The 13,480-nt window shown below is 36.4% G+C and carries 7 protein-coding genes; 6 read left to right on the top strand and 1 reads right to left on the bottom strand.

Features of this window, described 5'->3' with window-relative positions:
- The first annotated feature begins 86 nt into the window (after positions 1 to 86).
- The 5 genes from WKT09_RS04085 to WKT09_RS04065 all read left to right on the top strand — a co-directional run bounded on the left by WKT09_RS04085 (position 87) and on the right by WKT09_RS04065 (position 10,971).
- The gene (locus WKT09_RS04085; protein WP_340414828.1) at positions 87 to 1,238 is read left to right on the top strand and encodes a response regulator; all 1,152 of its coding nucleotides are present in this window, start codon (positions 87 to 89) and stop codon (positions 1,236 to 1,238) included.
- A 174-nt stretch (positions 1,239 to 1,412) separates the two neighbouring features.
- Entirely contained in the window at positions 1,413 to 8,492 is a 7,080-nt protein-coding gene (locus tag WKT09_RS04080) for a Cna B-type domain-containing protein (RefSeq protein ID WP_340414827.1), read from the top strand.
- A 267-nt stretch (positions 8,493 to 8,759) separates the two neighbouring features.
- Entirely contained in the window at positions 8,760 to 9,797 is a 1,038-nt protein-coding gene (locus tag WKT09_RS04075; protein WP_445323975.1) for a hydroxymethylglutaryl-CoA lyase, read from the top strand.
- Positions 9,798 to 9,982: 185 nt separating this feature from the next.
- Positions 9,983 to 10,552 carry a helix-turn-helix domain-containing protein gene (locus WKT09_RS04070; RefSeq protein ID WP_340414891.1) on the top strand — a complete coding sequence of 190 codons (570 nt, stop codon included), beginning with the start codon at positions 9,983 to 9,985 and terminating at the stop codon, positions 10,550 to 10,552.
- Between the two features lie 29 nt (positions 10,553 to 10,581).
- Positions 10,582 to 10,971, top strand: a complete 390-nt coding sequence (locus WKT09_RS04065) for a rhodanese-like domain-containing protein (protein ID WP_340414826.1) — start codon at positions 10,582 to 10,584, stop codon at positions 10,969 to 10,971.
- A gap of 62 nt (positions 10,972 to 11,033) precedes the next feature.
- On the opposite strand, the gene WKT09_RS04060 is transcribed toward WKT09_RS04065, so the two are convergent.
- Positions 11,034 to 11,507: an Hsp20/alpha crystallin family protein gene (locus WKT09_RS04060; protein WP_340414825.1), complete on the bottom strand. Its 474-nt coding sequence runs from the start codon at positions 11,505 to 11,507 to the stop codon at positions 11,034 to 11,036.
- Positions 11,508 to 11,683: 176 nt separating this feature from the next.
- Here WKT09_RS04060 and WKT09_RS04055 point away from each other — a divergent pair, with 176 nt between their 5' ends.
- The gene (locus tag WKT09_RS04055; protein WP_340414824.1) at positions 11,684 to 13,399 is read left to right on the top strand and encodes an ABC transporter ATP-binding protein; all 1,716 of its coding nucleotides are present in this window, start codon (positions 11,684 to 11,686) and stop codon (positions 13,397 to 13,399) included.
- Positions 13,400 to 13,480 lie beyond the last annotated feature (81 nt).

Here is a 13,480-nt window from a genome sequence, read left to right as displayed (position 1 = left end):
ATAAAAATGGATTTTCAAAGTTATTTTCATGGTATAATGAACCATATTATTCCAAAGATTCGGTTTGTATTAAAGGGGGAAAACTTTTGATTAAGGCAATGATTGTGGATGATGAACCATTAGCATTAGATTATGCGAAAAAGGTATTAAGTGGACATAGTGAAGTAGAAGTAATAGGTAGCTTTACAGATCCGATTGCTTGTTTAGAGGCTGCTGAAAAGAAAGCACCACATATTGCATTTTTAGACATTCAAATGCCTGAAATAAATGGGTTAGAAGTTGCTGAACGGTTATTAGAAATAAACCCTAATATGTATATTGTATTTCTGACAGCATATGATGTTTTTGCGGTGGAAGCATTTGAATTAGCCGCATTAGATTATATTATTAAACCTTTAAAAGAAGATCGACTTGAAAAGACAATAAGTCGTTATCAGAAAAATGTAATGGCTTATGGAGATAAGGAGAGTCATAAGGAAGAAGTACTTCGTATACAAATTGGTGAATATTTATCTTTTGAAATAGAAGACAATAAGTTTAGCCCAATTGTATGGCGTACAGCAAAGGCACAAGAGTTATTTATCTATTTACTACAAAATCATGGAAATTATGTAGAAAAAGAAACATTAATGGAATTATTATGGGAAGATAAAAATTTAGAAAGTAGTGCGTCGCTACTTTATACGAATGTTTATAACGTACGTAAAGCTTTAAAACAATTTGAAGAACATTTCGTTTTAAAAAATCGTCTTGACGGATATGTATTAGAATTAAACAATGTAGAAGTGAACGTACTAGATTGGGAACAAAAATCGAGTCATCTTCCTCCAATTTCACCAACAAATATTGCAGAATATGAACAGATGATATTATCGTTTGAAAACAAGTATTTTATGAAACACGATTATGTTTGGCTAGAACCAAAACGCCATATATTAACAAAATTATGGAAATCACTAATTGAAGATGTCGTTCAATATTATACAGAACGTAATGAATTTGAGGAGGCTATTCAATTATTAGAGAAGCTAGTCGAAGAATATACAGAAGATGAACAAATTTATTTTGAATTAATGAAGCTATATAACCATATTGGCGATATCGATGCCATTGCAGCTAAATATCGCTTGCTCATTCAACATTTACGACGAGAATTAGATGCTCCTCCAAGTTCAGAAATACAAGAATGGTATAAAGTAAATGTTATAAAAAAATTAAAATTAAATATTGAGAAATAAAAAGAAATAAACAAAACAGCTCTTTAGACCTATGTTACGAGAGCTGTTTTTTGCGTTTTGTTCAAAATATGTTTTGAAATAAATGATACGATTACGTAGTGATTAAGTTTGTATTTGTTGTAAAAGTTGGAATTAGAATACAATTTATTTTTTTAAAAAAAGGGAGGAAAGTACATGGGAAAACGATTTAATTTGCTCGTTCTTGCAATATTACTAGTATTTCAGACAATTTTAACACCGATTACATCTGTTCATACCATTTTTGCAGAACCTAACAATGAAGAGCAAACTAATGAACAATCTGCTTCGAATGAAGTGGAAACACTACCAGATTTAACGGAACTGGAACGTATTTTAGAAGATTTTAAAGAGTTAGATGCGGAGGAATTTACGGAAGCATCATATAAAGCTTTGGAAGACGAAGTGAAAGAAGCTGAGAAACTCCTTGAAGTAGAAGGATCTACACAAGAGGAAGTGGATAAAGCGGTAAAAGAAATGGAAGAAGCATTAAAAGGTTTAGAAAAAGTAAAAGAAGTAGACCAATCTGAAAAAGATGCTTCTACCGAAAAAGATGCAACATCAGAAAAAGATGATGCAACATCAGAGAACGACGATGCAACATCAGAGGACGATAAAGAATCGGAAGAAAAAGCAAAAAAGCCTGAGAAAGATGCTTCACAAAAGAAAAAGGCAACATCAACGAAACAAAGTGTTCGTCCTGCAGCCGAAATGGACAGTGAATACTTCAACTTCAAGATTTCAGAAGTGAAGGATTTACAAGGGAATCCATATAGTGAAGACAATCCATTAAAGCCAGATGATGAGTTTTTTGTCAAGGTCGATTGGGAACTTTTGAATGGACATAGTTATCAAAATGGTGACACGATAACTTTCACATTACCAGAAGAACTTGCATTACGAGATGGCGATAATGGGGAATTAAAAGATAGTTTAGGAAATTTAGTGGCGACGTATGAAATTACCCAAACAGGTGAAGTGACATTAACGTTTACAGAGTTTGTTGAAACCAATAGTCAAGTTACTGGGTGGCTTCAAATTCGTGCGGAATTAGATCAAAATGTCGTACAAGAAGAAGATGGCAATATTGTTATTGGCTCTATTGAAGATGAAGGGGAGCAAGTAATCCCGATTGATCGCTCACCGATTAATAAAACCGTTGAAAAGCAAGGAAAACCGAACAAGTCTTATAACGCAGATGAGATCGAATGGACAGTAACGATCAATAAAAATGCGAACTCTTTAAAAGATGTTACGTTAGAAGATGTATTACCAGAAGGAACGGAATATGTCGAAGGATCACTCACAGCAGTGAAACAAGCAGCAACATTAAATGGAACACCTGTAGGAGAGAAAACAGAAGTTTCTGTTACACCTTCAGTCACTGATGGTAAATTATCCATTCCATTAGGGGATATTGATGAAGTGTATACACTGACATATACAACGAAAGTGACAGATATGGAAGTGACAAACTTTCAAAATAACGTTACGTTTAAAGACGCTGACTTAGACGATACAAGTGCAAATGCGACCGTAACGATTAACCGTGGGGAACCTTTGAAAAAAGGTGTGTTGAAAGATTATGATCCAAAAACAGGGATTATCGAATGGGAATTAGAGTTCAACTATGACCAAAAATCATTGGAAGGTGTTACGTTAGCAGACAATTGGAAACCGGAAGGAAAAATTGAGTTAGTCGACGGATCACTAACATTCCAAGAAGTTGAGATTGATGAAAATGGAAATGGACAACCAGTTGGGGAGCCAATGGATCCAAGTGATATTGGAAGCTTTTCGAAAGTAGATGATGGGTTTGAAGTATCAGGTATTACAACAGATAAGCCATATCGTGTAGTCTATCAAACAAAAGTAATAGACCGAGAATTAGAAGGGTTCCGTATGGAAAACCTTGCATCGTTTGACGGGAATGAAGATGGCAAAGGCTATGATATCGGTCAACATGTTGGAAAGAAAGAAGCAGTCAATATTGATTACGCCAAAAAAGAAATGGAGTGGAAGATTCGTGTAAACATGGATCATCGTCAAATGAATGATGTTATCATTACGGATACATTGGGTGACGGATTGACGTTAATAGAGGATTCCATTTCTATCACAATTGGTGGGGAACCAATGACTGATTTCACATTAGAAAGTGGCAATCCATTCAAACTATCAAATATTGGCGATACGGATAAAGAAATTATTGTGACATACAAAACGACGTATGACCCAAATAAGTTACCAGAAGATTATCATGCGAACAATACGGCAGATATTAGCTGGATTCCAGAAGGATCATCTGACCGTATATCACGTGAAGTGGACGCAAAACAACCGGTAAACAAAGAAACAGTTGATAGTTCATGGAAAAATGCGAACTATAACCCAGATACAAAAGAAATCACATGGGAAATTATCGCAAACTACCGTGAAAATGCGTATGACGATTTTCATATTGTAGATACACCACAAGGGAATCAACAATTAATTGAAGAATCGATTAAAGTACAGGAATTGAAAGTAAATGCAAATGGTACAACAGAAGTTGTTGGAGATGCAAATGCAAACGTAACAACTGATGGAAATGAGATTCATATCGAAATCGGTAAAACAAATAAAGCATATAAAGTGACATATAAAACATCTGTTGCTGGTTTAGATGACCTTGCGAAGGAATATACAAACAAAGCACAAGTGAAAGATGGCGATGAAGAACTATCTGATCTTGAAGCAAAAGCGTCTGTTTACGGAGATCGTAAGTATGGAAACAAACGTGGAAGTCAAGATGGTCGTCGTGTAAACTGGTCGATTGATGTAAACTTAGCACAAGAAAAAATAGTAAATCTTAAATTAGTAGATACGATTTCTGATAATCAAGCGTATATTGAAGAATCGATTAAAGTGTATCATGCGAAATTAAACACAAATGGTACGGTATCTAAAACGGAATTAGCTGATCCGTCAACGTATGAATTAACCGTAGATGAGACAGAGTTTACGATTGATTGGAATGAAACGATTGAACGTCCATACATCGTTGAATATTCAACATTATTCTTCGCGAAAGAAGGAGAAAATGTACGCAACGATTATAAAATTTCAGGGGATAATATTTCTGAAGAAGAGGAAGACGCGTCAGACGGATACAGTTTAGCTATTAGACAAACTTCAGGTGGTGGCGCGGAAGGAACAGCAGGTTATCTACTCGTCCATAAAATAGATACAACATATGGCCAAGTGGAGAAGCCAATAGAAGGGATTCAATTTGAATTAATTGATACATCGAATGATAGCGTCTTGAAAACTGTCACGACAGATGCGGAAGGATATGCAGATTTTGGTCGCTTATTATTCGGAGAGTATATCCTGCGTGAAGTGAATACACCTGATGGTTATGTAGGTTTTGATGAGCAAACGATTACCATTGATGAGGAGTTTGTTGTTGGTGAAAGTGAACCGCTCGATTACAAACTAGAAATTGAAAACTACAAAGTAAACGGTGGTATTGAAATAGTTAAACGTGATGAAGAAGGCAACCGTTTAGAAGGTGTCGAATTTACGTTATTTACAGCCGACGGTATAGCGGTCGATACACAAACGACCAACGAGGCTGGAGAAATTTCCTTTGAGGAACAAGAGCCTGGACAATATTATGTACAAGAAACGAAATCTTTACATGGATTTGTGCCAGATGATACGAAATATGAAGTGGAGTTAACAGATACACAACGTGATGCGATTCAATTAGAAATTGAAAACGAACGTAAATGGACATCTGTAACATTAGAAAAAGAATGGCAAGATGAAGCAAATACAGAAATGCGTCCAGATGAAATAAGTGTCAACTTATTCCGTAATGGTGATTATGTAGACACGTACACAATAAAAGAAGTAGACGGATGGACGTTAACGGTAGATGGTTTACATGCAGAAGACGATAATGGCGAGCCGTATGAATACACGATAACAGAACAAGAAGTTCCAGGGTATACACCATCATACGATGATTCAGGCTTAAAAGTAACGAATACACGTGCAGAAGAACGTGATTTTACAATTACGAAAACGTGGTATGACGATGATAACAAAGATGGCGATCGTCCTGAGGAAGTAACGGTTGAATTATTCAGATCTGTAGAGGGTGGCGACGAAGAATTAGTCGATACGTACACATTAACAGCTACAGATGATTGGACACTTACAACAGATACGCTTCCAATGTTTGATAATGCTGGTAAGCCATACAATTATGTCGTGAAAGAACAACCAGTGGAAGGATATGAATCCAAAGTAGATGGTTTCGATATTACGAACACACGTGTAGGAAAAACAGAAGTGCAAGGTGAGAAATTCTGGAAAGATGATCAGGATGTAGAGCGTCGTCCAGAGTCGATTACCGTACATTTAGTACAAAATGGCGAGCGCATTGATTCACAAGAAGTAACACCAAATGATGAGGGTAAATGGTTATATCGCTTTGCAGACTTAGAGAAGTATGATGAACAAGGTGTTGAATATAACTATTCGATAGTGGAAGACTCGGTATTTGGTTATCAAGAAACGTATTGGTCGACAACACCAGGTATCATCAATATAGATAATATTCGTGTTGGTAGTACAGAATTGTCTGGTACAAAAACATGGATAGATGGGGACAATGCGGAAGAAACCCGTCCAGCATCTATAACAATTGAATTGTTGCGAAATGGTGAAGTCGTTGCAGAGCAAGAAGTAACTGAGCGTAGCGATTGGACATATGTATTTGATCGTTTACCAGCATATGACGAAAATGGTATTGCTTATGAATACACCGTACAAGAAGTGCCAGTAGATAACTATGAATCTACGACTAATGGCAACGACATAACGAACACACTTGTCGGTGAAACAGAAGTAGCCGTAACGAAAGCATGGAAAGGTGAAGCGGCAGAAAGGGTAGACGTTCAATTACTTGCAAATGGCGAGGTAGAAGAGACAGCGACGTTAACAGCAGCAAAAGATTGGACACATGTATTTGCGAATTTACCGAAGTATGATGACAAAGGCGTTGCGATTGATTACACAGTAGAAGAAGTTGCAATGGAAAATTACCAATCCGAAGTTACTGGTGATGCAGAAAAAGGATTTACCATTACGAACACACGTACAGGTAAAACAGAAGTATCGGTTGAAAAAGTGTGGCAAGGGTCTGAAGAAGAGAGTGCAACGATTACACTTCTAGCTAATGGGAAAGAAGTTGATGCGGTTGAATTAACGGCAGAAAATAATTGGGCACATACTTTTACCAATTTAGAAGCATTTGATAAAGACGGTCAACCAATCGATTATACTGTGGATGAAGTGGCAATGGATGGTTATAACGCTGCCATTACTGGTGATGCAGAAGAAGGATTTACGGTAACAAATACACGTACAGGTAAAACGGAAGTGACCGTTACAAAATCTTGGAAAGATGACGGTGAAGAGAAATCTAATCGTCCAGATTCGATTACAGTTAACTTACTTGCGAATGGTGTCGTTGTAAGTGAACATGAAGTAACAGCGGAGAATGACTGGTCATTAACGATTACAGACTTAGAGAAGTATGATAATGTTGGAGAAGAAATTGATTATACTATTACAGAGCATGACGTAGCCGGTTATGAATCTGTAGTAGATGGCTTCGACATAACGAATACACGTGTTGATGAAAAGTCCATTACCATCCATAAAGCATGGGATGAAAAGAATGATAAGTATCGTCCAGAAAGTATTGAAGTAGAGCTATTCCGTTCGGTTGAAGGTGGAGACAAGGAATCGGTTGACACATATGAAGTAACAGCAGAAAACGATTGGTCACTGACAATTGATCAACTACCAGCATTTGATGCAGACGGAAAAGCATACAAATATGAAATCGAAGAAGACAGTGTGACTGAATACCATTCAGAAGTAAGTGGCTTCAACATTACAAATACACAAAAAACATATGCAATCGGTGATTATACTTGGATTGACCGAAATAAAGATGGCATTCAAGATGATAATGAAGAGCCACTAGAAGGTGTAACAGTTGAGCTGTTCGATGAAGATGGCGAAAAAATCGGTGAAACAAAAACAGATGAAAATGGTCGCTATATCTTTGATGAATTACCAGCAGGAAAATACAAGGTGAAATTCACGTTAACAGAAGACCAAGCGAAAAAATACAAGTTTACGAAGCAAAATTCTGGTGACAATACAATCAATGATTCTGATGCAAATGAAAATGGTTGGACGACGGATATTACGTTAAATGAAAAGAATGAACAGTTAACGAAAGCGTATGAAGACCAAACAGTAAAGGCATCAGAAGGGATCGATCCAACGTGGGATGCAGGGGTCATTGAACTGGTAGACATAGTTGGTACGAAAACGTGGAAAGACAATGATAGTGAAGATCGTCCAAACTCTATTATCGTTACACTTTTTGCAAATAATGAAGAGGTTGATACGGTAGAAGTGAAAGGGCCAAAATGGAACTTTAGTTTTGAAGGTGTGGACAAATACGACGAAAATGGGGAAGAAATCACATATACGATTGATGAAGTTGCTGTTGAAGGATACGAAGCCAGCATCGAAGGTTTCGATATTACAAATGTTCGTACAGCAGAAACATCTGTAGATATAAACAAAGTATGGAAAGAGGATGATGAATCCGTTCGTCCAGACACTATTACAGTGGACCTACTTCAAAATGATGAAATAATAGAGACAATTGACATCACAGCTAAAGATGATTGGAAATATAACTTCACAGAACTTGATACATTTGATTCAGAAGGTGTTGCATACAAATATACAGTTCAAGAGCATGATATAGAAGGATATAAATCATCGATCACGGAAACGAAAAATGGATTTGAGATAACCAATACATTTATTCCGGAAGAGACACCAGAAGATTCAGATAAAGAAGATCCAACAAAGCCAGAAGATAAGGAAAATAAAGAAGATCCAACAAAGCCAGAAGATAAAGAAGATAAAGAAGATCCAACAAAGCCTAAAGATGAAGAAGGGGATAAGGATGAAGATGAAGGTCCTCTAAATTCAACGACCAAGGATGAGGACGATGATGAAAAAGGTTCGCCAGCATTTGGTGGTAATTTGCCAAACACAGCGTCCACTATTTTTACAATCGGATTCATCGGTGCATTGTTATTGTTATCAGGTGTAGCAATGTATCTTGGACGTAAAAGAAAAAATGCATAAAAAGTAAAAAATCTTGCTACGAATTATTTCGTGGCAAGATTTTTTTATGCACATCTAAATCTAACACTACATACCTTATCATAAGCATGGCAATTTTTCGTGCATAAGAGAAGGAGTATTAGGGTACAGATAAGGAAGGAAAAGAGTATTGGTAAACAATTCAGACAATTTGACGATTACTTGATTTATCGGTATAATAGATTCAACAAAGTTGAATGAAATTAAACGAAGGTTTAATTTTCGGTTATTTTGAAGGAGGGGAAATGTATGCGTTGGCCAAAAAATGTTCAAATAAAAGAAGTAGGACCTCGTGATGGTTTGCAAAATGAGAAAATATGGGTACCGACAGAAGACAAAATTGCATGGATTAACATGCTATCTGAATCAGGTATAAAGGAAATTGAATATTCCTCATTTGTTCATCCGAAATGGATTCCGGCTTTAAGTGATGCAGTGGAAGTTGGAAAAGGAATTAAACGAAACCCTAATGTGACGTACTCTGCACTTGTACCGAATGAAAAAGGATTAGAAAATGCACTCGAAGCAGGCATTGATATGGCGTCTGTTTTCATGTCGGCAAGTGAATCGCATAATAAGTCGAATATTAATAAGTCGATTGAAGAGACGTATCCCATTTTGAAAAATGTCATTGAAGGTGCCAAACAAGAAGAAAAACGTGTTACAGGTTATGTATCGACGGTGTTTGATTGTCCATTTGAAGGAAAAATGAATGTCGATGATGTATTACGTGTTTGTGAACGATTATTTGAATTAGGTGTCGATGATTTATCGCTCGGTGACACGATTGGTACAGCAGTCCCTTCCCAGGTGGAAGATTTACTCGAAGCGGTCATTGATCGTTTTCCAAATCGTAGTATTATTATGCATTTCCACGATACACATGGGATGGCCATTGCCAACATCGTAACAGCAATGCAATATGGTATTACTCGGTTTGATACATCTTTAGGTGGATTAGGTGGTTGTCCATATGCACCAGGTGCTACAGGTAATGTCGCAACGAATGATGTGCTTTACCTATTGCAAGGATTAGGCATTCAGACAGGCATCGATAGTGCTCGATTGCAAGAGGCGACAAAGTTTATCCAAAGTACTTTAAATAAAAAGTTACCAAGCCGAACATTTACATCCAAACTAAGTGAAGAAAAACAAAAAGAACGTTACGAAAAATATGAACAGGATGTTGCGCCAGAACCAAATGAAGCATATCCACAACGTAAACGTGAAATGATTTATTTCTTCATCAAAAATCAATATGATCGTTTTCGGAGTAAGGCGGAATAACAGACTAGAGCGACAGTGATCGCTCTAGTTTTTTTGTGGTGGGCAAATTGTTACAATAGGCAAAAATCTTTCGGTGTAAGCATAAACTCCATGACAGAGTTCTACCATCATACCTCCCTCTTTTTTAAGTTTTTATATAATGTATGTTAAAATAATAGGTAGGTCTTTGAAGGGAGCGAACTTCGATAAGTATTGATCATATTGGTAAAAGAATTAAACAATTACGTTTGCGACAGAAAAAAACGCAACAACAAATTGCGGATGAATGCAATATATCCAAAAGCTTATTATCAAAAATTGAAAATGGACAAACATCATCAGCTATAGCGACATTGTCGAAGATTTCTAATGTACTTGATGTACCATTAACATGGCTTTTAGAAGACGATGATGAAAAGAATCTCGTTTTATTAAAAAAAGGAGACCGTCAATCAAAGGTCGGCGATGAACATATGGGATATTCATTCGAATTATTAGCCAATCGTTCGCCGTATACGGGAGTAGAACCGACCATTGTCCATGTCACCCCGAAAGATGCGAATTTACGGGAAGAAATGTACACACATTCGGATGATGAATTTATATACATTTTAAAAGGAACGATCAAACTAGCGTACGATGGTGATGAATATATAATGGAACAAGGAGATACAGCTTATTTCACAGGGACAAAGCCACATTTATTTATTCCTGTAGATAATGAAGGGGCAGAAGTACTTACATTGTTCATTGAAACAGAAATGAGTGTAGATTAAAGAAAACGACGATAAAGGAGTGACTCTGTATGTGGTTTGATGTTGTAACGATTGTCATTACATTATTATTTGTCGGATTTGTTTTTAAGAAAATATTACCTGCACGTGGGGTGGAACAAATTACGGTAAATGAGTTGCGACCATTATTAAAAGATGAAAATGTTCAACTGATTGATGTACGTCCTGCAGCGAAATATCAGGAGTTTCACGTGTACGGGTTTAAAAATATTCCATTAAAAGAAATTCGTAAAGCAGCGAAAACATTGGATAAAGATAAAAAGACTGTTTTAATTTGCCGAACAGGTGCTTTAGGGAATGAAGCATCTAAAAGATTAAAAAATCGTGGTTTTACAAATTTAGCAAATGTTCGTGGCGGTTTAAGTACGTGGGATCCAGAATATGTTGATCGTACGAAATAAGAAGAAAGCAAAAGGTGGATGTATCCCCTTTTGCTTTCTTCTTTTTAAATCCTAATCTTGTTTTATTCTTCTGTATTAATTTGAATACGACGTGCTTTTGCCTCTTTGTTTTTTGGTAAATGGATGAATAATACTCCATCTTTGTTATCTGCGTGTATTGCTTCTACATCAACGTTTTCAGGTAATGTAAAAGAACGGAAAAAAGAGCCGTAATGATGTTCTATTGAATGAAAAGTGATTTCATTATCATCCACATCTGTATCTTCAAATTTTTCGCTTTTTTCCCCTTTTATTTTTAAAATTTGTCCATCCAGTTCAATGTCAATATGGTGAGGGTCAACTCCAGGAATTGCAACTTCGATTGTATAACGGTCTTTTTTCTCAATAATATTGCAAGCTGGTATGAAACCATCTTTAGGGTCTAACAACTTACTAGAGAAAAATGGGTCTTCAAAAAAACGCTGAAACATTGTGTCCACTTCATCTTTCAATTTTTTAATTGGCTGTTCATCTGTAATACGTTTAATCGGGTTCATTCCTATTACCTCCTACAATTTTTATTCAATGTATATATTTCCTATTATACAAAATATAAACGTAACCATACGTAGTTTAAATAATTTGTCACAAATTACTTGTCGCTTCTATTTTTGCACTTCTATTTAGAACACTCTATAATTGCAAGTAAGAATGGAAAGGAGTATACAAAACGATGCTACGTCGATTTTTTGCTTATTATAAGCCACATAAACGGTTATTTATCATCGATTTTACAAGTGCGGTCTTCGTTGCTATTTTAGAATTAGCATTTCCGGTAGCTGTACAATGGTTTATCGATGATTTATTACCAGGAAATGATTGGGATCTTATTTGGAAAGTAGGCATTGGCCTACTCCTTATTTATGGTATAAGTTCTGTCTTACAATATGTTGTCACCTATTGGGGACATAAACTCGGTTTAAATATTGAAACAGATATGCGAGAAGATTTATTTCACCATGTACAAAAACAATCCTTTCGCTTTTTTGATAATACGAAAACCGGACATATTATGAGTCGGATTACGAATGATTTATTTGAAATCGGCGAGCTTGCGCACCACGGTCCAGAGGATTTATTTATCGCATGTATGACGTTTATCGGTGCATTTTGGATTATGTTAACAATTAACGTGCAGTTAGCACTTGTTATTTTATTTATCGTTCCTCTACTTATTTTCTTTATGACGTATAGCAATATAAAAATGAGTAAAGCATGGCGAAATATGTATGAAGATATTGCAGGAGTAAATGCTCGGATTGATGATGCAGTTTCAGGTTCACGTGTCGTACAATCATTTACAAATGAGCCATATGAAATGGAGCGTTTTCAGGAAAATAACGAGTTATTCCGAAAGTCCAAATTAGGTGCCTATAAAGTAATGGCAATCGTGACCTCGAATATATACTTATTAATGCGTTTTATGACATTAGTCGTGCTCGTTTTTGGCGCTTGGCTTAGTTATACAGGACAGCTTACATATGGAGAGCTTGTTGCTTTCGTTTTATACGTCAATGTATTAGTTAAACCAATTGAGAAAATTAGTGCCTTATTAGAATTATATCCAAAAGGAATGGCTGGGTTTAAACGTTTTACAGATTTACTAGATGAAGCGCCTGATATCCAAGATGAAAAAGATGCCAAGGTCGTCCATGATTTACAAGGAAATATTGCTTTTCATGATGTCACTTTCACGTACGAAAAGACGCAAGCACCTGTACTGAATGATTTAAGTTTTCAGGTGAAAAGTGGAGAGACGGTTGCATTTGTTGGTCCATCTGGTGCAGGGAAAACAACGATTTGTTCCCTTATTCCTCGTTTTTATGATGTGGACGAAGGTGCGATTACGATTGATGGGATGGATATTCGAAGTATGACAATGCGCAGTTTACGGAAACATATCGGGATTGTACAACAAGATGTGTTTTTATTTACTGGTACATTAAAGGAAAATATTGCATACGGAAAGCTGGATGCAACAGATGAAGAAATAGAACATGCGGCAAAATTAGCGCATATGGAAGCGTTCATCGCAAACTTACCAAATGGATATGACACACAGGTGGGAGAACGCGGATTGAAGTTATCAGGGGGTCAAAAACAACGAATTGCCATTGCACGAATGTTTTTAAAGGATCCTCCGATTTTAATTTTGGATGAGGCGACATCCGCACTGGATACGGAAACAGAAGCAATTATTCAACAAGCCTTAATGGATTTAGCAAAAGATCGTACGACATTAATTATTGCTCACCGACTTGCGACGATTAAACATGCAGATCGAATATTAGTCGTCACAAAAGATGGTATCCAAGAGGAAGGGAGTCACGATGAATTAATTGCACAAGGTGGCATGTTTGCGCACTTGCATGACATTCAGTTAAGATAGCCGGGTGTGTATAGTCTATTTTCTATTCCTAGCTGAATTAGATTATCGATACAAAAAAGCTTGAGAAATGGAACACATCGT

The sequence above is a fragment of the Pseudogracilibacillus sp. ICA-222130 genome (genome assembly GCF_037892545.1).
Classification (GTDB): Bacteria; Bacillota; Bacilli; order Bacillales; family Amphibacillaceae; genus Pseudogracilibacillus.
Note: the sequence above shows the minus strand (reverse complement) of the source record. Positions and strands in the feature narration are given on the sequence as shown.

Coding starts and splice junctions, on each gene's coding strand:
- WKT09_RS04060 (WP_340414825.1), bottom strand. CDS start 11,507: ATGAACCCGATTAAACGTATTACAGATGAACAGCCAATTAAAAAATTG.
- WKT09_RS04075 (WP_445323975.1), top strand. CDS start 8,760: ATGCGTTGGCCAAAAAATGTTCAAATAAAAGAAGTAGGACCTCGTGAT.
- WKT09_RS04055 (WP_340414824.1), top strand. CDS start 11,684: ATGCTACGTCGATTTTTTGCTTATTATAAGCCACATAAACGGTTATTT.
- WKT09_RS04080 (WP_340414827.1), top strand. CDS start 1,413: ATGGGAAAACGATTTAATTTGCTCGTTCTTGCAATATTACTAGTATTT.
- WKT09_RS04065 (WP_340414826.1), top strand. CDS start 10,582: ATGTGGTTTGATGTTGTAACGATTGTCATTACATTATTATTTGTCGGA.